Source organism: Mycoplasma seminis, from assembly GCF_030718845.1.
In the GTDB taxonomy this organism is placed as follows: Bacteria; Bacillota_I; Bacilli_A; order Mycoplasmatales; family Metamycoplasmataceae; genus Mycoplasmopsis; species Mycoplasmopsis seminis.
This window is the reverse complement of sequence record NZ_CP132191.1, coordinates 48705-69513: the sequence shown is the minus strand read 5'-3', so window position 1 is coordinate 69513 and position 20809 is coordinate 48705. Positions and strand designations below refer to the sequence as shown.

The window sequence follows — 20809 nt, the reverse complement described above, 5'->3', positions numbered from 1 at the left end:
ATGGTTAAAATTAGATTAAAAAGAATGGGAGACAAATTCAGACCAGTATACAAAATCGTTGCTGCTGACTCAAGAGCTCCACGTGATGGAAAATTTATCGAAGCTTTAGGACACTACAACCCTAAAACAAAAGAATTTGTTTTAGATAAAGAATTAACTTCAAAATGAATTAAACAAGGTGCACAACCAACTGTTACAGTAGCTAACTTATTTAGAGCTCACAATTTAACTTCAGAACTTAAAAAATAATGAAAATTAATTTTCTTACATTATTTCCAAATTACTTTGAACCTTTTATAAACGAAAGCATAGTTAAAAGAGCTAAAGAAAAAGAATTAGTTGATTTTTCTGTAGTAGATTTTAGAAACTTCAGTAAAGATAAGCATCGTAAAGTTGATGATGAAATTTATGGTGGAGGTCATGGTTTATTGTTACAAGTAGAACCTATTGATTTAGCGCTAGATTCTTTACCAAGCCGTGGTGGATTTAAAATATTAGTTTCCCCACAAGGTAAGACCTTTACACAAGAAATCGCTCAAGAACTTTCACAATATGACCAAATTACTTTTATCTCAGGTAGATATGAAGGATTTGATGAACGTGTTGTATCGCTTGTTGATATGGAGCTTTCGATTGGTGATTATGTTTTAACAGGTGGTGAATTACCTTCAATGGTAATGGCTGATAGTATTATTCGCTTGCTTCCTGGGGTTATAAAAGAAGAATCACATGTTTATGATTCATTTCAAGGAATTGGATTATTAGATTATCCGCAATACACTCGCCCACGTGAGTATAAAGGAATGAAAGTTCCTGAAGTATTATTCAATGGAAATCATAAGGAAATTAAAGAATGAAAAGAGCAGGCACAATGAGAGAAAACTCTCAAAAATAGACCTGACATTATCGAAAGGATTAAAAATGAGAAATAAATTATTAGAGTTAGTTGAAAAATCACAATTACGTACAGACTTACCACAATTCAAAACAGGTGATAACGTTAAAGTTCACGTACGTATCCGTGAAGGTGAAAAAGAACGTATCCAAATTTTTGAAGGTTTAGTAATCAGCAAAAAAGAATCAGGTACAAGAGAATCATTCACAGTTAGAAAAGATTCATACGGTATCGGAGTTGAAAGAACATTCTTAGTAAACTCACCTTTAATCGCACACATTGAAGTAGTTCGTCAAAACAAAGTTCGTAGAAAAAGATTATTCTACATGAGAGACCGTAAAGGTAAATCAGCTCGTCTTAAAGAAATCAAAAGAAATAAATAATCTATTTGCCCACAAAGCAGCCGCAAGGTTGCTTTTATTATTAAATTTATTATTAAATGTTAAAATTATACTGTTATGAATTCAACACAAAAACAAGATTTTACAGATGTTACATTTGAAAAAACATCTATTAGTGCAAAAACACAGTTTTATGCTATTATGCTATTGACTTTTATAGTCGGATTAGTATTAATGCTTTCACTTGCTGTAGGGCTTAGCTTTTGGTTTTCAACCGAGCATTTTGCAAACTTCTTTGAACAACATTGGATTGCATTAATAATAGCTCTAGTAGTGATATTCTTAGTTAATTTCTTTTTAACTATGTTTATTGGAATGTTTAAAAATCCATACGTCAAATTAGCTTTATTCCCAGTCTTTATTATCTTTTATGGTATTGTGATTGCTTTAGCATTCTTTGCTTACTTTAACTTAGCAAGCCCTGAAACAATGAACAATATGCCGGCAATGATTGGAATTATGCTTATTCCAGCTGGAGTTATGGTAATTGCGGCTATTCTAGGATTATTCCAACTAGTTAATATTAGAGTAATGTGAATATTTGTTGCATTTCTTTCAGTAGCATTCCTTATTACATTTTTCGTTTCATTCTTTGTTTATAGAGCAAACTGATATGTTACAGTAATAGGAACTGCTTTAATATCAATCAACATGATTATTCAATGATGAATGATTAGAAAAACAGCAGACGTAGCTCAATATATGAGTAAAAGAGATATGCTTTCAATAGCTATCCAAGAAGGTATTTTATTATTTATTTCATATGCACAATTACTTTGATATGTTATTATGCTTTTTGTAGGAAGAAGAGATTAAAAAATACGGTTATGACTATGTCATAACCTTTTTTGTATTTTTTAAGCAACTAATTCTTTTCCATTTACACGATTTCTTTGCATATCAATTTCTAAGATTTCTGCTTTTAAAATCATTCCAGGATAATATTGATCAAAAATTGTATTTCCTTCTTCTAATTTTAAATTAGAAACATGAATAAATAAACTTTGTTTTATTCCAATATACATAAACACACCAAAATCAGTGATGTTTTCTACGGTTCCGGATACCACGCTACCAGGTTGTAAATCTTCAACTTTAGTTAATGTATCTTTTAATATAAATCCTTGTTTATCATCAACAATTTTCTTTAATGGTGTTGAAAATGCTTGCAGAATTAATTCAATTTGATATTTATCTGCATTATATTTTTTACTTAATTCGCCTACGTTTAAGCTAGAAACGTTAATTCCATCTTCAGATGGATTTAAATTATAATCCTTAATAATTTCATTAGCAAGAGCATATGACTCAGGGTGAATAATTGTTTTATCTAAATAATTAGGTGAACTAAAGATTCTTAAGAATCCAATTGCTTGCTCAAAAGTTTTTTCACCAATTCCTTTAATGTTTTTTAACTCAAATCTAGAACTAAAACTCTTATCTGCTTTAGCATTTCTATATTGAATAATATTTTCAGCATTCTTAGGGCTAAGTCCAGCAATAAAGGTTAAAATGTGTTTTGTAGCGGTATTTAAATCCACTCCAACTTGATTAACTACTTTTTGCACTTTAAAATCAAGATAATGTTCTAATTCTTTTTGATTTACATCGTGTTGATATTGGCCCACACCAATTGATTTTGGATCAATTTTAACTAATTCATTTAATGGGTCTAGGAACTTACGCCCAATATTAATTGCACTTCTTTCTTCAACATTTAAGTTAGGAAATTCTTCAATTGCAAGTTTTGAAGCTGAATACACTGAAGCACCAACTTCTGAAACAATAGCATATTTAACATTTAATTTATTTTGACTAATAATATTAGCAATAAAAGTCTCGGTTTCTCTTGAAGCGGTTCCGTTTCCTATAACAACAATATCAATGTCATAGCTTCTAATCATATCAAGCACTTTTTTAGTAGCTTCTGCGACTCTTTCTTGTGGCTTATTAGGAAATATCTTATCTATCTTTAAAACGTCTCCATTTTCATTTAATGCAGCCATTTTACATCCATTTACAAACGCTGGATCAATAGCTAAAATATTGTGACCACTAATTGCAGGTGCTAAAAGTAATTTTTCAACTGAATTAGCAAAAATTTGAATACTTGAAGCTTCAGCTTTAGAAAATAAATCACTAAAGATTTCTCTTTCTACACTAGGTAAAATTAAACGTTTTAAACTATCTTGTAATGCATCAATTACATTAGGTTTATTATTTCTAGTTTTATCTATTTTCTTTAAAATAATTGTTTCAAGCACATTTTCTTTATATGAGAATGATACTTTTAAAATACCTAATTTTTCACCTCTATTAATTGCTAAAACATTGTGGTTTTTAATGTATTTAATTGGAATGCTGTATTCATAGTAATTTTTGAATTTTAAACCTTCATCTTCAACTTTTTTGTTTTGAGAAGTCACAATACTTCCATAATTTAAAATATCATTTTTAATTTGTTCTCTAATTTCAAAGTCTTGTGAAATTCATTGAGCAATGATGTAATTAGCTTGCTCCAAGGCGAATTCGACACTAGGAACTTGTTCACTAAGGTATTTTTTAGCTTCAATTTCCCTTTTAAAATCTTTTGATTTGTTTTCAAAAATTCTTTTTGCAAGCGGTTCAAGCCCTAAAGCAATAGCTTTAGATGCTTTTGTAACTTTACCTACTTTAAAAGGTTCATATAAGGCTTCTAAATCGCTTTTTACTGTAGTTGCTTTGATTTTCTTTTCTAATTCCTCTGTGAGCAAGTCTTTTTCTTTTAAAATCTTTAAAATTGCTTGTTGTCTTTCAAGCAATTCGTTTTTGTATTTAAATAAAGCTTCTATTTTATAAATTTGTTCTTCATTTAATCCATCAGTTTTATCTTTTCTATAACGAGAAATGAAGGGTACTGTATCACCTTGAGCTAACATGTCAAGCACTGTATTAACTTGTTTTTCTGTTATATTTAGTTCTTTTGAAACTAATAAAATTGCGTCTTTATCCATATTTCCTCCAGATATAAAAATCATACATATATATTAAATATATGTATGAATAAAATAATTATTTTTTAGTTTCTCTGCTTTTTGCTGGTGTAGTAATTTGTTGTGCTCTATAGTTTTTAAATGCAATAATTTTAGTTACCATAGGGTTAACTGTTGTAAGTGTAAATCCTTGAACAAGTAAGTAGAATACAGGTGAAAGAACATCACCAATAACCATAGCAAGTGTTCCATAAGCAATTGAATCTCATAAGATTCCGTTTTCTTTTAATGCTTGTGCAATAGCATGTGCATCTTGTCCTTCAGGTAGTTTTACATCTGGATGAAATAGATTTTTATTAACAGTTGTAAAAATTTCAGAACTAAACCCTAGGTTTTGATATCCAAGTCCATGTAAATCTTTAACTGTAGAAGCGACTAAGTTTTCTGAGTGCCCTTCAAAAAGAAGTACTGGGAATTGTTGTGCAAGCCCTCTAGCAGGGTTAATTGCAGCTGATCCTCCTAAAAGTCCCATTCACACTGAAAGTGAAATAACAAACATAATTAATAAATCACGGTATTTGTTATTAATGTTAGGTGAGAAAATTGGGAATAATAGAATTGAAGTCATTACTAACTCAACAAAGAAAATTCATAAGGATCCACTAGCAAGTAAATGAGTTCTGCTTGCATGTGTATAATCTAAGAATGATTTTTTAGCTGCTCCTATTGCTGTAATTGGTGCATTTGATATAAAGTGGTCAGGTGCAGACGCTTTACCCAAACCATAAATAATAGCTCCGGCAGCAACAGCTCCTAACATTTGGATAATAATTTTATAAGTTGCATATCATCCATTATTTCTACCATTTAAATAACGGTAAATTGTTACTGAAGGGTTTAAATCACAACTTCAACGAAGAAATAGGAATAAACATGCTCCAACAACAATAAACCCAGCATAGAAACCAACGATAATTGGGTGTAATAAATAAGATTCGGCAACATAACCGTTTGGATTTGGAGTATAGATTGAAACTCCAGCTAGTCCAAGTGAAATTAATATTGTTCCGATAAATTCAGCGATTCCATGGGTAATTCATGTTTTAACATCGCCAGGTTTTTCAGCATTATCTCTTTCAGTTAATTTAAATTTGAAAAAGCTAAAAAAATCTTTAATAAACATTTTGACAGCTTGAGCTGGCCTTGGTTTTTCTGACTCTTCTTTTCTGTCAACAGCAGTTGATTGAATTTTATCCATTTTGTATTTTTCCGTTCTCTAGAACTCTTAAAGCTTTTGAGAAGTCTCCTTTTTCAGCGTTATCTGCATTTTCCAATGTAGCTAATGCAATTTGACTTAATGCTAAGTCTGTTAAGTAAGCTTGGTGAGATGTAACTAAAGTATTAGGCATTTCAATAAGTTCTTTTCATTCCGGGTCCATTGCTTTTAATTCAGCAATACGAGAAGAAACATCTTCATAGAAACGTCCTTCTTCTCTTTCTAAAACATCAGTAGCAAATCCACGAACTTTTCCTGATTTAAGTCCTTTAAGCATTGCTTTTAAATCAACAATTTCACCTCTAGCTGTATTAACTACAATTACACCATCTTTCATTGTGTTAATTGCAGCTTCATCAATTAAGTATCTTGTTGACGGAAGAAGTGGACAGTGAATTGAAATAAAGTCACTTTGTTGTAATAATTCTGTAAGTGAAACGAATTCAAATCCAAATGTTTCAGCAAGTTGTGGGAAGTTTTCTCTAGCAAATGCATCAAATACTAAAACTTTAGCACCTGTAGCTTTTGCTATTCTGACAAATGTTTGTCCAATTTTACCTGAACCAATAACTCCGATTGTAGAGTTACCAATACATTTACCATCTAATCCATTTAATGAAAAGTTGTATTTTTGAACTCTACTATTTGCAACAAGTAAGTTACGGTTTAAAGCTGACATAGTAGCGAATGCAAATTCACCAATACTTTCAGCTGAATAGTTAAAAATTCTAAATACTTCAATTCCTAATTCATTTGCTTTCGCAACATCAATTTTGTTATATCCCATTGATCTTTGGAATCAATATTTGACTCCCATTTTCGATAATACTTCAAGAATTACTTTGTCACCATATGTGTTAACAAAACCACATACCGCATCATATCCTTGAGCAAGTTTTACTGTATCAAGGTTAAGATTTTCTTTAAAAAAAGTAATTTCATGTCTACCATTATTGTATTTATCGAAAGATGTTACATCATAGTCCTTCGCATCGAAGAAAGCTATTTTCATAATATCTCCTAATTTAAGTTTTTGTAGTGTATTTAAATAAATTATATTATTTTCATTTTAAAATGAAAATAAATAAAACAACTATATTTTAGACTTAAAAGTTGACTATCTTTAGTTTTTTATTATTTTCTGTTCACTATGAAAAAAATCAATATATAGAATGGAGGAATATGAATGAACTATTATTTTATCTAGCAAACAAAGTCAAAGGTGATTCTTTTTTGATTTTTAAAGAAATTGCAAAAAGCACAGAAATTAGTCGCAAAGAATTAATGGAATTACACAATAAATATATGCAAGCAGGAGTGAAATATTTTACATTATTTAGTAACTGCTATCCAGATGTCTTAAATCTACTTAAATATCCACCATATGTGATTTTTTACAAAGGTAATGTTAATTTATTAAATAGTAAGAAAATTTATTATTTAATTAATGAGCAAAATAATCCACAAGCTAATAGCTGATTTAAAAGCAATATTGATACTTTAGTTAACAACAGTGTACTTTTTACTAATGATTATGATTCGGAAGCTGATATAGTATCTTATTTCCGTTCACATAATGGAAAAATAATCCACATTGCTAAAAGTGGATTAAACACACTTGATTATAGCGATATAAATTTTGAAAATGAATTATTTATTTCACAATATCCACTAGATGCTCATCCTAAAAGATTTTATTTTAAGGAAGCTAATTTAATTGCTGCATGTATCTCTAATTCCTTAATTTCATTTTCTTGCAACGAAAATTCAAAGGTATTTAATTTAATTAATTACTTCGTTGATTTAGGAAAAGATATCAACTGTTTTCCAGGTTCTCTACCTAATGATGGAAATAATTCATTAATTAAATCTGGAGCTAATTTAATCACAATGATTTCAGAAGTGCTAAATGTATAAAAAATGTGCCTAAATCCTAGGCACATTTTACTATATATTAAATATTAATTTTGTCTTTCAGGGTAAACTGAAACATACTTTCTGTTTCTTCTGCTTTCGTATTTTACATAACCATCGATTTTAGCAAATAATGTATCATCACCACCACGACCAACATTTTCACCTGGGAAGATTTTTGTTCCTCTTTGACGATAAATGATTGATCCTGCTGTTGCGAATTGTCCGTCACCTAATTTAGCACCTAAACGTTTTGAGTGTGAATCACGACCGTTACGGGTAGATCCACCAGCCTTCGTGTGAGCCATAGTCTAATTAACCTGCAATCTTTGTGATTTTAACACGTGTATATGGTTGACGGTGTCCAAGTTTTCTCTTGTGTGTAGATTTCGCATTGTGACGATATACGACGATTTTCTTTGCTTTACCTTGTTTTTCGATTGTTCCTAATACAAAAGCATTTTCTAAGTATGGTCTTCCAATTTTGTCATCAACAAGTAAAACTTTATCAAATTTTACTTCTGAGTTTTCTTCACCTTCGATTTTTTCGATGAAGATTGTTTGACCTTCTTTAACTAAAAGTTGTTTCCCACCTGTTTCGATAATTGCTAACATGCAATACCTCCAAAATAGTGGCTCGCCTTTAAGGTGGCTTAAAGCTCTTAATAACCTTTTTAGAACGGTTACTTGAAGTAACATGCATATTATACAATCATATTTGAAAATAAAAAGTTAAAATAATATGTAATTTTCAAGTATATTTGGTTTATTTTCAGGTTTGTTTTCTCATTTATATTCAGCTTCTTTTGTTTTATATGACCCTGTGCTAGAACTAAAAGATTTATACAAACTTACAAATTGTGCTATTACACTAATTACAGCACCAATTCCAGTTAAAGCAGCCATAATTCCAATTCCTGGTGTAACGTTTTTCAAATCTTTAGTTTGCACTTTTTGCAATTGTTCCAGCTTCATATTACCTCCTTTCGATTAATATATTGATTTTTTCAAAAGTGAACAAAAAAAGAACAATATTACTATTGTTCCACATATTGAGTATTGAATGAACCTTTAACATCACTAACAGACATTGTTGAGATTCAAATATTTGGATCAACTAATTTTAAATCACTCACAATGTTTTTGGTTTCTAATAATAAAGCAACTGTTTCAATTTTAAATGAGTATTTTCCGGTATATCCAGATTTAAATCTAACAATTCTATAAGAGTGTCAGTAATTAATTAATTTAAAGTATGCAAGTACTTTTTCAGGTTCATTAGAAATAATTGTTAATTTAACCTTCTTATATTTTGGATAAAGAATGCTTACCACAATATTAGTTACAATTAAGTAAGCAAATGTTGAAAGTTCTCTCATTCCGAAAACTTCACCATTAATATTTGGTTTAATAACACCATAAACAATTAAGAATAAGCAAGCTGTACAGAAGGCAACACTAGCAAGAATTCCTCCAACACTTTTCTTATATTTTGTTGAGAAGAAATATGCAATAATATCTGTTCCACCTGTTGAACCACCAGCTTTTCAAGAAAGCGCAATTCCAACACCAATAAAGGCAGCTCCCATGCATCCGTATAATAAAATAGGTCATGTTTGTCCGTTTGCATATCAAATTAATTGGTTAGCTTGTTCTAATGTTAATGCACTTAAGGCACTTTGTGGTAATAAAGAAACACCTTGGCCTTGAACTAATTCATATAAGCCAGGAATACTTTTTATTTCATAAGGTTGATTATTCTTCAAGAAATCAACAACTGATTGAAATGGAGCAACTGCTAAATTTCCATCAAAAATAGTTTTTACCTTACTTACTGGGAGCAATTCTAATGCATCTGTTTTGAAATCATGCACTAATAAATAATTTCCATACTCGTTTGGATTCTTAAGTAATTTAGTTACATCTTCAGGATTAACCGTAGATAAGAACTCTTGAGAAATAATAGGTACATTAGTTCCAGCTACTGTAGTAACTGAATATTTACCTGTTTCTAAGTATTTAAACACGTCTTGTAATGGTGCGATTTGGTATTTATATCCAGCTTGATTTAAGCTTGAAATTTCATGATTATCAATTACATAGAAAATTCCTTTTCCAACTGTATCACCATCAACTTTTTGTCTAAACACTAAGGTAAAATCATTAGTATCATTGTGAATAAAGCTAATTTTCTCAAACAAGAATACATGTACGTCGTGTTGGGTAAAAATAAAGTTAGTCACTTGTAAAAATAACATGAATACTAATGTTAATACTAAGAAACTTCGTTTAACTTTCTTCCAAAAAATAATAAATAACGGAAGGTTGCAAGCGAAATAAATCAAAGCAAAGTATGAAGTTAAAAATGGAAATAAATATTGTAAAATGGTTGGAATTCCTGTAATCCCTGAAGGAATTGTATCTGATTTAGCAAGGAAAATATGGATTCCAAAATTAAACACAAAAGCTGCTCAGAATAAAAGAAAGACTTTATATCAATATCTTGCTACTAATTCCTTAAATGAAAGCTTTTTAGTATTTTTTGTATTGTTTAGAAGATATTTACCCATTTTATATTTAAGGTATTCTTCTTCTGAATTTACTTTCTCCTTATTGATAGATAATTCACCACTTGGTTGGTTAATATCACAGTAATATGCATTGTTTTTTCTGTAAAGCATTTCATTCCATATTTTCTTTTTCATTTTTTCATTAGAAGTAGGGAATTTTAATTTATGCTTCTTATCATCTCTTAATTTATTCATTTGGATAATTTTACATTATTTTTCACAAAAAAAGTCATAGTTTTATAACTATGACATAGGTTTTTGTGTTTTTTCTTTCTTTTCTTTAATATACTCAATAATTAAATTTGTAATAATTACAATCATTATTGCAATTACACTAACAAATACAGAGCAATCAGCAAAATTGAATGTACCTTTATCAAATCATGGAACGTAGAATATGTCTTTGACATAGCCATGAAAAGCAATTCTATCAGTCGCATTTCCAATATCACCAGCAAGTAAGATTCCAAATAATGCTGCATATAAAAGCATATGTTTACCAGGATATAAAGGAACTAATAAGATTATAATCGAAATTATAAAACTAATAGCTTGAATGAAAGCAATATTACCTGTTGACATAAATGTTACACCCTTATGTCATATGCTTCTAAGCCCAAATAAACCATAATTGATTCATTCGCTTTGGTTTGGATAAATTGTTTCAGGCCCAATTTGATGTCCATCAATTACACCAGTGCTTTTGCCTGCCTTTATCATAGCGTTTACGTCTATGTGGTGGAATAATAAGGTTTTAGTTATTTGATCAATTGCAAAGAAAATAATAAAGGTTGTCAGTAGCATTAAATAAGCTGCTAGCACTTTTTTTCAATTTGCTTTTAGGTATTTAGAATAAGAACTAAATGCCGTTTTTATTTTAGTCATTAAGCTCCATTTTACTAATTATTAAGTAACATAAAGGACAAAGATCTTCTTTTATTTCTTCAGTTGAATAGTGGTTTCAACATCTTTGACATTTAACAGATTCAAATGTTTCTATTTGTATGCTGTCACCGTAAGATATTTTTCCAACCATTAAAAGAGTTTTTAAATCAAGTGATTTAATAAAATCTGAAACTTCTGGAAGAATTAAGTGTGCTTCATTTGATCTCTTAATTTTTCCTGATTTTGTAGCTTCATCAATTAAAATATTTACTTGACTTCTTAAATCAAAGAATTCTTTAAATTGACTTAATACATCATTATTTACAGTAATGTTTTTTTCATATGATTCAAACATAATTGAATCATGTTTATTATCTTTATTAAAGTGCATGTATGCTTCTTCTACTGTTGTAGGTAAAATAGGAGCAAGTGCAAGAAGTAAGAAATCTAAAATTTCATATAAGTTAGCAAGAACCATTAATCTTTCAGGATCATTAAATTCTCTAATGTATAAGATATCTTTTGTTACTGAAAGATAGAATGAGGAAAGTTCAACAATGTAATTATTAATAAGTTTAATTACATTAATAAATTTATATTCATCATATGCTTTGAATACTTCTACTTTTAAAGCATTAAGTTGTTCTTTAATGTATAAATGTATTCCTTCACGTTTTGTTGTAGCATCATAATGATATTTATCTAAGTTACCTAAAATAAATCTAATTGTGTTTCTGATTTTACGATATATTTCAGTGTTTTGGTCTAATATTTCGTTTGAAATATTAACATCATTAGTGTATTCACTATTAGCAACTCAAAGACGTAAGATATCTGCTCCACGTTTTGAAACGACTTCTACAGGATAAATTACATTCCCTTTAGATTTAGACATCTTTTCACCTTTACCATCAAGTGCAAATCCGTGTGAAATTAAATTACGATATGGTGTAACACCTTTAAATGCTACAGAGTTAATAATTGAAGAGTTAAATCATCCTCTGTATTGATCAATACCTTCTAAGTATAAATCATATGGAGAAGTAACTCCTGGGGCAATATCAACTGCTATTGAAGAAACTCCAGAATCAAATCAAACATCCATAATATCCATTTCACGAGTAAATCCTTGATTTTGATATTTAGGAAGTAATAAGGCTTCTGTATCTCATTCTCATCAAATATCACTACCATGTTGTCTTACAAGATTAATAATGTGATCAAATTGTTCTTTGTCAACAATAGCTTCACCGTTTGCATCATAGAAAATAATTAAAGGAAGACCTCAAGTTCTTTGACGTGAAATAGTTCAATCATGTCTATTTTCTATCATTTGGAACAATCTTTTCTTAGCTCAATCTGGGTAAGTTTTTACATTAGTATCAATTTGATTTAAGATTTGATCTCTGATTTTATCAATTGAAACAAATCATTGTGGTGTACCTCTGAAAATAATTGGTTGATGTGTTCTTCAATCATGTGGGTATGAGTGTTTTACTCATTGAAAATGAAGCACTTTATCGCCAAGGAACATTGAGATTTCTTTGTTTGCATCAGCGTAAAACATTCCATCAAATTTTGTGTTAGTATTTTCAACCATACCTGTATCGGAAATGTGCATAATGTTTTCTAAGTTGTATTTTTTACCAATCATGAAGTCATCTTCACCAAACATTGGTGCTATATGTACAATACCAGTTCCAGCATCATTAGTAACATGGTGTCCGATTACTACAGGTGCAACATGTTGTAAAATAGGTGTTAAATAAGTTATTTGATGGTTTTCAATAATTCCACCTTTAAACTTATCAAGAACTTCAACTTCTCAATTTACTTTTGCAGCAAAATCTTGGTATAAATCTTCAGCCATAATGTATCTTTCACCATTAGCTTGGAAAATTACATATGCAATATCCGCTCCTAAAGCAGCCCCTGCGTTAGCGATTAATGTTCAAGGTGTTGTAGTTCAAACTATTAAATTATCCCCAGGTTTAATTACGTTTAAATCAGATTTTTCAATAGGGAATTTAACATAAATAGATGGGCTTTTAACATCTTGATATTCAACTTCAGCTTCAGCTAGTGCACTTTGTGAAGATGGTGACCAGTAAATTGGTTTTAAACCTTTATAAACTAATCCATCAAGCATCATTTTAGCAAAGACTTCTAATTGTTTAGCTTCATATTCAGGTGCTAAAGTAACATAGATTTTTTCAAAATCAGAAAACATTTGAAGTTGTTTAAATTGTTCTCTTTGTCTTTCAACTTGTTCTAAAGCATATTTATGAGCTTTTTTTCTTAAAGTAATTGGATCAAGTTCTTCTTTTGAAATTTTCATTTCTTGAAGCATTTTATGTTCAATTGGAAGACCGTGTGTATCTCAACCAGGAACATATGGTGAATAATAATTACTTAATGTTTTATATCTAACAATAAAATCTTTTAAAATCTTATTTAAAGCATGTCCTACGTGGATATCACCATTCGCATATGGTGGACCATCATGCAAAATAAAGTGAGGATCATTTTTGTGTAATTCTAAAACTCTTTTATAAACATTATTTTGAATTCAATTATCTCTAAATGTTTTTTCTTTGGTTGTTAAATTTGCACGCATATCAAATGATGTATTAGGCATATTCAACGTTTTCTTGTAATCCATAACTGTCCTTTCAATTTTAAAAAAGAAATAAAAGAAAATTCCTCTATTTTATTAACAAAACTTGCTAATACAATAGAGGAATTTACATGGTGGCCTCGGCAGGAATCGAACCAGCGACACACAGAGCTTCAATCTGTTGCTCTACCAACTGAGCTACAAGGCCATGGCGGTCCAGACGGGGATCGAACCCGCGTTCTCCTCCGTGACAGGGAGGCGTATTAAACCACTTTACCACTGGACCATGGTTGCAGAGGAAAGAATTGAACTTTCGACCTTCGGGTTATGAGCCCGACGAGCTACCACTGCTCCACTCTGCTATATATAAAATATATACTACTTGTTTCGTGGCGGGTGATGAGGGATTCGAACCCCCGCGGGCCGTGAAGCCCCTGCTAGTTTTCAAGACTAGTCCCTTCAGCCAGACTTGGGTAATCACCCATTGGTGGACCCAACAGGACTCGAACCTGTAACCGACCGGTTATGAGCCGGTTGCTCTAACCATTGAGCTATAGGTCCGGTTGTTTGCCTAAGTAAATAGTATATAAAAATGGTAGCACCGATGAGATTCGAACTCATGACCTTCCGGGTATGAACCGGATGCTCTAACCAACTGAGCTACAGTGCCATAAATGGTGGAGAGTATGGGATTCGAACCCACCACCTCCTGCGTGCAAGGCAGGCGCTCTAGCCAAATGAGCTAACCCCCCATAAATGGTGAAGAAGACAGGATTTGAACCTGCGACCACTACAGCCCAAATGTAGTGCTCTACCAAACTGAGCTACTTCTCCAAGAACTGCATTTATATTATACTAAAAGTTTTAAATAGTCCAAAAAATTTTTATGTTCTTTGGAAACTGAATAGTAATTAATAATTCATTAAAATGTCTGAATACATTAACTTTTAAACCTTTCAATTTATTAGTAATGGTCAGCTAAATGTATTACTACACTTACACTTCCATCCTATCAACCTCGTAGTCTACAAGGAATTTCAAGGGAATACTTATCTCTGAGGAGGCTTCCCACTTAGATGCTTTCAGCGGTTATCCCTTCCGTACTTAGCTACCCAGCTATGCTCCTGGCGGAACAACTGGAACACCAGCGGTACGTCCACTCCGGTCCTCTCGTACTAAGAGCAGCTCTCATCAATATTCCAACGCCCACATCAGATAGGGACCGAACTGTCTCACGACGTTCTGAACCCAGCTCGCGTACCGCTTTAATTGGCGAACAGCCAAACCCTTGGAACCAACTCCAGCTCCAGGATGCGATGAGCCGACATCGAGGTGCCAAACCTTGCCGTCGATGTGATCTCTGGGCAAGATAAGCCTGTTATCCCCAGGGTAACTTTTATCCGTTGAGCGACTGCCGTTCCATGACGTACAGCCGGATCACTAAGTCCTGCTTTCGCACCTGCTCGACTTGTAGGTCTCGCAGTCAAGCACACTTCTACCTTTGCGCTCTGCATACGGTTTCTGACCGTATTGAGTGTACCTTTGAACGCCTCCGTTACCTTTTAGGAGGCGACTGCCCCAGTCAAACTACCCACCACGCACTGTCCCCTACCGGATAACGGTAGCAGGTTAGAAACTCAACATACCAAGGGTGGTATTTCAAGGTCGACTAATCTAGAACTAGCGTCCTAGCCTCATTGTCTCCCACCTATCCTACACATGTTAGGCCAAGTTTCAATACGAAGTTGTAGTAAAGCTCCATGGGGTCTTTTCGTCTTGATGCGGGTACCCAGCGTTTTCACTGGACCATAATTTCACCGAGTCCAATGTTGAGACAGTTGAGAGATCATTGCGCCTTTCGTGCAGGTCAGTATTTAGCCGACAAGGAATTTCGCTACCTTAGGACCGTTATAGTTACGGCCGCCGTTCACCCGGGCTTCACTTCAATGCTTCGCATAAGCTAACAAATCCGCTTAACCTTCGGGCACTGGGCAGGCTTCACCCCCTATACTTCATCTTACGATTTAGCAGAGAGCTGTGTTTTTGATAAACAGTTGCCCCTCACAATTTACTGTGGCCGACAAAGTCGGCACCCCTTCTCGCGAACTTACGGGGTTAATTTGCAGAGTTCCTTAACATTGGTTTTCTCGCTCGCCTTAGAATACTCATCTTGGGAACGTGTGTCCGTTCTCGGTACAGGTACCTTTTGTGTTATAACGTTTAGAAGCTTTTCTAGGAAGTATGAAATCACACAATTTGCTACAAGTAGCTATGCATCACAACTCCCAGTTGTAGAGACCGCATTTAACTAATCTCACCAGTTGTTGCTTACCCCCAAATCCAATAATGGGTAGTGCTATCCTTCTTCGTCACTCCATCACTTACGCAGGTAGTACAGGAATATTAACCTGTTGTCCATCGGATACGCTTTTCAGCCTCTCCTTAGGTCCTGACTAACCCTGGGTGGACAAACCTTCCCCAGGAAACCTTTCCCAATAGGCGTTGAGGATTCTCACCTCAAATCGTTACTCATACCGGCATTCTCACTTCTTAACGCTCCACCAGTCCTCACGGTCTGACTTCGCCGCATTAAGAACGCTCCTCTAACGTACTAAATGTACCCGTGGCTTCGGTATCGTGTTTTACTCCCGTTACATTATGGGCGCAAGATCTCTTGACTAGTGAGCTATTACGCACTCTTTAAAGGGTGGCTGCTTCTAAGCCAACCTCCTAGTTGTTTATGAAATCTCACAACCTTTCTGACTTAACACGATTTTGGGACCTTAGCCGACAATTTGGGTTGTTGCCCTCGCGAGCCTGGACGTTAGCACCCCGGTTTCCAACTGCATGATAATACACAATGATATTCGGAGTTTGATTATAGTCAGTACCACTAGACGTGGCCATTCCATATTCAGTGCTCTACCATCAAAGCTTAACATCACACGCTAGCCCTAAAGCTATTTCGAGGAGAACCAGCTATCTCCAAGTTCGATTGGAATTTCTCCGCTATTCACAAGTCATCCGGGCACTTTTCAGCGTACTACGGTTCGGCCCTCCACTTGGGATTAACCAAGCTTCAGCCTGCTCATGAATAGATCACATGGTTTCGGGTATATATCAACATACTAGTCGCCCTATTAAGACTTCGATTTCTCTACGGCTCCGCTTTTTCCGCTTAACCTCGCATGTTAACATAACTCGCCGGTCCATACTGCAAGATGTACGCCATCACCCATTAACGGGCTCTGACTAATTGTAAGTAAGTGGTTTCAGATTTTATTTCACTCCCCTCCCTGGTTCTTTTCACCTTTCCCTCACGGTACTAGTTCACTATCGGTGTCTGATTAGCATTTAGCCTTACCGGATGGTCCCGGCAGATTCAGACAGGGTTTCACGTGCCCCGCCCTACTCAGGATACTATCAAAAGTCCTTGCTATTTCACATACGGGAGTATCACCCTCTATGCTTAGTTTTCCCAAACTATTCTGCTATAACAAAGATTTGTAACTTTATGTAGATAGTCCTACAACCCCAGTTTAAAAAACTGGTTTGGGCTCTTTCACGTTCGCTCGCCGCTACTGATGAAATCATTTTTATTTTCTCTTCCTGTTGCTACTAAGATGTTTCAGTTCACAACGTGTCTCGCTAATGGAACTATTTTATTCATTCCAATGCAACTAGACATTACTCTAGTTAGGTTTCCCCATTCGGAAATCCCCGTTTCGTTGCTTATATCCAGCTCCACGAGGCTTATCGCAGGTAATCACGTCCTTCATCGACTTTCAGACCCAAGGCATCCACCACAAACTCTTACTTATTTAAAAGTTGTAACAATATTTTCCTATTGTTGTTGATGTATTCAAAGACATTTTAACGAATTATTATTTCTAATAATTTCTCGGTATCACAAAACAAATTGACTAATTTATTTTTTGATGTCGTTGTTATATTAATATCTTTACTATTCAGTTTTCAAAGAACATAGAGAGAAAATCCTCTCAAAACTAGATATATCCCATGACGAAATAATTTATAAAATAAGGTAATTAAGTAACAATAAAAATATTGTTTATGTGTACTCCGTAGAAAGGAGGTAATCCATCCCCACGTTCTCGTAGGGATACCTTGTTACGACTTCACCCCAGTCACCAGTCCTGCCTTAGGCAGTTGTCTCCGTAGTTGACTAAACCGACTTCGGGCATTACCAGCTCCCATGGTGTGACGGGCGGTGTGTACAAGACCCGAGAACGTATTCACCGTAGCGTAGCTGATTTACGATTACTAGCGATTCCGACTTCATGTAGTCGAGTTGCAGACTACAATCCGAACTGAGAACGGTTCTTTGAGATTTGCTCCATGTCGCCATATTGCTTCTCTTTGTACCGTCCATTGTAGCACGTGTGTTGCCCCACTCGTAAGAGGCATGATGATTTGACGTCGTCCCCACCTTCCTCCCAGTTACCCGGGCAGTCTCCTTAGGATATTTAACTAAGGACAAGGGTTGCGCTGGTTGCAGGACTTAACCGAACATCTCACGACACGAGCTGACGACAACCATGCACCATCTGTCATTCTGTTAACCTCCACTATATCTCTATAGCTTCGCAGAAGATGTCAAGAGTGGGTAAGGTTCTACGCGTATCTTCAAATTAAACCACATGCTCCACCGCTTGTGCAAATCCCGTCAATTCCTTTAAGTTTCACTCTTGCGAGCATACTACTCAGGCGGATGATTTAATGCGTTAGCTGCGCCAATGGTTCCCATCAGCTAATCATCATCGTTTACGGCGTGGACTACCAGGGTATCTAATCCTGTTTGCTCCCCACGCTTTCGTCTCTCAGTGTCAATATGTGCCCAGTTAACTGCCTTGGCCAAGTTGATGTTCTTCCTTATATCTACGCATTTCACCGCTTCACAAGGAATTCCGTTAACCTCTACACAATTCTAGTTTATCAGTATCCAACGCGATTTGGGGTTGAGCCCCAAGTTTTGACGCCAGACTTAATAAACAACCTACAGACGCTTTACGCCCAATAATTCCGGATAACGCTTGCAACCTATGTATTACCGCGGCTGCTGGCACATAGTTAGCCGTTGCTTTCTGATTTAGTACTGTCAAGATAATAGCATTTCCTCTACTATTTTTCATCCTAAATAACAGCAGTTTACAACCCGAAGGCCTTCATCCTGCACGCTGTGTCGCTCCATCAGGCTTTCGCCCATTGTGGAAAATTCCCTACTGCTGCCTCCCGTAGGAGTCTGGGCCGTATCTCAGTCCCAGTGTGACAGATAAGTCTCTCAACCCCGTTAAACATCATAGTCTTGGTGAGCCATTACCTCACCAACTAACTAATGTTCCGCACCCCAATCTCCCAGTGGAGCTTGAGAGCTCCTTTATATAAAGAAGATGCCTTCTTTATAAGTATCCGGTATTAGCGGTGATTTCTCACCGTTATCCCAATCTAAGAGGTACGTTAAGTACGTGTTACTCACCCATTCGCCGCTAAGTTCCGAAGAACTCCGCTCGACATGCATGTATTAGGCACACAGCCAGCGTTCATCCTGAGCCAGGATCAAACTCTCAAAAAATTGACTGTCATGTACATTGTATATATCTAGTTTTCAAAGAACTTTTGTTTGTTTTACTTAACAAGCATGATTATTATATAACAGATTTTAAAAACACAAAATAAAAAAATACCTTTTTGGTATTTTTTTTCTTAATTGCAATGTGCATTGCAACAGAAAAAATATCTGGAAAAATTCCGGATATTTTTTAAACCCCTAAAATTTACTTTTATTTTTAAAAAATTTGTTTTTTGCTGTATTCGATTTTCTTTTTAAATTGTTTCTGATAAAAAGCGTTCATCACCTGGTATTGGTGTCCATTTATCCTTATAATAATTTCAGTCATAGAATAGTTCATCAGCTGATTGTCAATTGAAAATTTCCCTAGGCATATTATTTATTTCATTTTGTACAGCCAATATTTCTTCTTCAGAAATATTATTAAAATTTGTGCCTTTTGGAAAGAATCTTCTAACTAAACCATTAAAGTTTTCGTTTCCTCCTTTTTGAAATGAAGCATATGGGTCTGCACGATAAATAATAATTTGAAGCCTATATCCTAGATAAAAAAGTTTTGAGAACTCAAATCCATTATCAGCTGTTATGCTTTTAACATTTAATTGTTTTTCTCTAATTAAATTTCATAAAACCTCTGCAACATTTCATGGATTTTTACCCTTTATCTTTTTAATTATTCCGTATCTTGTTTTTCTTTCTGTAAAAGTTAACAAGTTATAGTTTTCCTTTCCGGATTTTCCAACGATAAAATCAACTTCTCAATGACCGAATTCTGACCTATCATTTATTTTCTGAGGTCTAGTTCAAAATGGTCTAACTCATCTTGCACCAACTGAGATTTCAACTGCACTCTTAGTTCTTTTTCCTCCTTTTTTATAATGACGTCTCAACCTATCTTCTTTTGTTATTTCTCAAGCGTTTGAATTTATCCAATTAAAAACAGTTCTATATGAAGGAAATTCAAAATTATAATTAAACTTAATATATGTATGTGTCAGTTTAACTCCAAATGAACGTTTGTTAAATTTATCTATAAAAACATTTGTAAAATTTGGATATTTTTCGATTTTATTGCGCAACTTAAAATAATATTTTCACTTATTTCTCATATCATGTTTATATTGTGCGTATTCAGCCGTATACCCGTATAAATCAGCATTGTATGTAATTTCTCTAGATATAGAGCTCTTTGAAAATCCAGTAATTTTCGCAATTTCAGATATACTAAAATTTTCTTTTAACAAAGCTTCTATTACACATCTTACTTTTGCTGTAATTCTTGTATAATGTATGCGAAATCCTTTCTCAGGGGTTTTCAGTGGAGCGCAAAAAAGTGCTCCACTTTTATTATAAACTAATAAAAGTGTTGCACTGCATATTGCAATCGAGCAAAAAAATACCTTTTTTGGTATTTTTTTATTATTGCATGAACTGAAGTTATATTAACTATAACATTCCTTTATTTTTTAAAGTCTTTAGTGTTTTCGCACTTACTCTAAGAGTCATTTTTTGTCCATCAATCACAACTCTAACTTTTTGTAAGTTAGGTAAGAATTTTCTCTTTGTTGCATTTAAAGCATGAGAACGTTTATTTCCTGATTGAGGTCCTTTTCCTGTTAGAACATCTCTTCTTGACATAAATAATCCTTTCTTTTTTAGTTAGCTAATTAAAATCGATTATCGAGATTA

At 33.6% G+C, this 20809-nt stretch carries 16 protein-coding genes, 8 tRNA genes and 2 rRNA genes; 5 read left to right on the top strand and 21 right to left on the bottom strand.

Annotated features, from left to right (window positions below; all coding sequences use genetic code 4):
• From rpsP to Q8852_RS00345, 4 genes are all read left to right on the top strand, one after another.
• Positions 1–249: a 30S ribosomal protein S16 gene (rpsP, locus tag Q8852_RS00360; protein ID WP_305938037.1), complete on the top strand. Its 249-nt coding sequence runs from the start codon at positions 1–3 to the stop codon at positions 247–249.
• Complete coding sequence (gene trmD, locus Q8852_RS00355) at positions 249–932, top strand: tRNA (guanosine(37)-N1)-methyltransferase TrmD (protein ID WP_305938036.1); 684 nt, start codon at positions 249–251, stop codon at positions 930–932. The genes rpsP and trmD overlap by 1 nt, the downstream gene beginning before the upstream one ends.
• Positions 922–1278 carry a 50S ribosomal protein L19 gene (rplS, locus tag Q8852_RS00350; RefSeq protein ID WP_305938035.1) on the top strand — a complete coding sequence of 119 codons (357 nt, stop codon included), beginning with the start codon at positions 922–924 and terminating at the stop codon, positions 1276–1278. Before trmD ends, rplS begins: the two co-directional genes overlap by 11 nt.
• A 75-nt stretch (positions 1279–1353) precedes the next feature.
• Positions 1354–2112: an MAG0110 family membrane protein gene (locus Q8852_RS00345; RefSeq protein WP_305938034.1), complete on the top strand. Its 759-nt coding sequence runs from the start codon at positions 1354–1356 to the stop codon at positions 2110–2112.
• 41 nt (positions 2113–2153) lie between these two features.
• Here Q8852_RS00345 and Q8852_RS00340 read toward each other — a convergent pair whose 3' ends face one another.
• The 3 genes from Q8852_RS00340 to Q8852_RS00330 are packed head-to-tail and all read right to left on the bottom strand — an operon-like array spanning position 2154 to position 6556.
• On the bottom strand, positions 2154–4289 hold the full coding sequence (locus Q8852_RS00340) for a Tex-like N-terminal domain-containing protein (RefSeq protein WP_305938033.1): 2136 nt from the start codon (positions 4287–4289) through the stop codon (positions 2154–2156).
• 58 nt (positions 4290–4347) lie between these two features.
• Positions 4348–5526, bottom strand: coding sequence for an aquaporin (locus tag Q8852_RS00335; RefSeq protein WP_305938032.1), 1179 nt, complete (start codon positions 5524–5526; stop codon positions 4348–4350).
• A complete protein-coding gene (locus tag Q8852_RS00330) occupies positions 5519–6556 on the bottom strand; it encodes an NAD(P)-dependent oxidoreductase (protein WP_305938031.1) in 1038 nt (345 codons plus the stop codon). Before Q8852_RS00330 ends, Q8852_RS00335 begins: the two co-directional genes overlap by 8 nt.
• Before the next feature lie 170 nt (positions 6557–6726).
• On the opposite strand from Q8852_RS00330, the gene Q8852_RS00325 reads away from it, so the two are divergent.
• Positions 6727–7461, top strand: coding sequence for a DNA-processing protein DprA (locus tag Q8852_RS00325; protein WP_305938030.1), 735 nt, complete (start codon positions 6727–6729; stop codon positions 7459–7461).
• A 44-nt stretch (positions 7462–7505) separates the two neighbouring features.
• Here the strand turns inward: Q8852_RS00325 and rpmA are convergent, their stop codons facing one another.
• The 18 genes from rpmA to rpmB form a co-directional block, all read right to left on the bottom strand.
• Positions 7506–7766, bottom strand: coding sequence for a 50S ribosomal protein L27 (gene rpmA, locus Q8852_RS00320; RefSeq protein WP_305938029.1), 261 nt, complete (start codon positions 7764–7766; stop codon positions 7506–7508).
• Between the two features lie 7 nt (positions 7767–7773).
• Positions 7774–8073 (bottom strand): 50S ribosomal protein L21, encoded by a 300-nt coding sequence (rplU, locus tag Q8852_RS00315; protein ID WP_305938028.1) that lies wholly within the window; start codon positions 8071–8073, stop codon positions 7774–7776.
• Positions 8074–8190: 117 nt separating this feature from the next.
• Complete coding sequence (locus Q8852_RS00310; RefSeq protein ID WP_305938027.1) at positions 8191–8433, bottom strand: hypothetical protein; 243 nt, start codon at positions 8431–8433, stop codon at positions 8191–8193.
• 62 nt (positions 8434–8495) lie between these two features.
• Entirely contained in the window at positions 8496–10223 is a 1728-nt protein-coding gene (locus tag Q8852_RS00305; protein WP_305938026.1) for a YitT family protein, read from the bottom strand.
• A 48-nt stretch (positions 10224–10271) separates the two neighbouring features.
• Positions 10272–10913 carry a signal peptidase II gene (locus Q8852_RS00300; protein ID WP_305938025.1) on the bottom strand — a complete coding sequence of 214 codons (642 nt, stop codon included), beginning with the start codon at positions 10911–10913 and terminating at the stop codon, positions 10272–10274.
• Positions 10906–13575, bottom strand: a complete 2670-nt coding sequence (gene ileS / locus Q8852_RS00295; protein ID WP_305938024.1) for an isoleucine--tRNA ligase — start codon at positions 13573–13575, stop codon at positions 10906–10908. Before ileS ends, Q8852_RS00300 begins: the two co-directional genes overlap by 8 nt.
• Positions 13576–13662: 87 nt before the next feature.
• Positions 13663–13738, bottom strand: a tRNA-Phe gene (locus Q8852_RS00290).
• A 1-nt stretch (position 13739) separates the two neighbouring features.
• A tRNA-Asp gene (locus tag Q8852_RS00285) sits at positions 13740–13816 on the bottom strand.
• Position 13817: 1 nt separating this feature from the next.
• A tRNA-Met gene (locus Q8852_RS00280) sits at positions 13818–13892 on the bottom strand.
• A 28-nt stretch (positions 13893–13920) separates the two neighbouring features.
• Positions 13921–14013, bottom strand: a tRNA-Ser gene (locus tag Q8852_RS00275).
• 2 nt (positions 14014–14015) lie between these two features.
• Positions 14016–14091, bottom strand: a tRNA-Ile gene (locus Q8852_RS00270).
• 32 nt (positions 14092–14123) lie between these two features.
• A tRNA-Met gene (locus Q8852_RS00265) sits at positions 14124–14200 on the bottom strand.
• A gap of 5 nt (positions 14201–14205) precedes the next feature.
• Positions 14206–14282, bottom strand: a tRNA-Ala gene (locus tag Q8852_RS00260).
• A 5-nt stretch (positions 14283–14287) separates the two neighbouring features.
• Positions 14288–14364: transfer RNA gene (locus Q8852_RS00255), tRNA-Pro, on the bottom strand.
• Positions 14365–14473: 109 nt separating this feature from the next.
• A 23S ribosomal RNA gene (locus Q8852_RS00250) occupies positions 14474–17357 on the bottom strand.
• A gap of 262 nt (positions 17358–17619) precedes the next feature.
• Positions 17620–19123, bottom strand: a 16S ribosomal RNA gene (locus tag Q8852_RS00245).
• Together the 16S and 23S rRNA genes with 8 tRNA genes alongside form the textbook arrangement of a ribosomal RNA operon.
• Before the next feature lie 251 nt (positions 19124–19374).
• Entirely contained in the window at positions 19375–20364 is a 990-nt protein-coding gene (locus tag Q8852_RS00240; RefSeq protein ID WP_305938023.1) for an IS30 family transposase, read from the bottom strand.
• A 202-nt stretch (positions 20365–20566) separates the two neighbouring features.
• Positions 20567–20758, bottom strand: a complete 192-nt coding sequence (rpmB, locus tag Q8852_RS00235) for a 50S ribosomal protein L28 (RefSeq protein ID WP_305938022.1) — start codon at positions 20756–20758, stop codon at positions 20567–20569.
• Positions 20759–20809 lie beyond the last annotated feature (51 nt).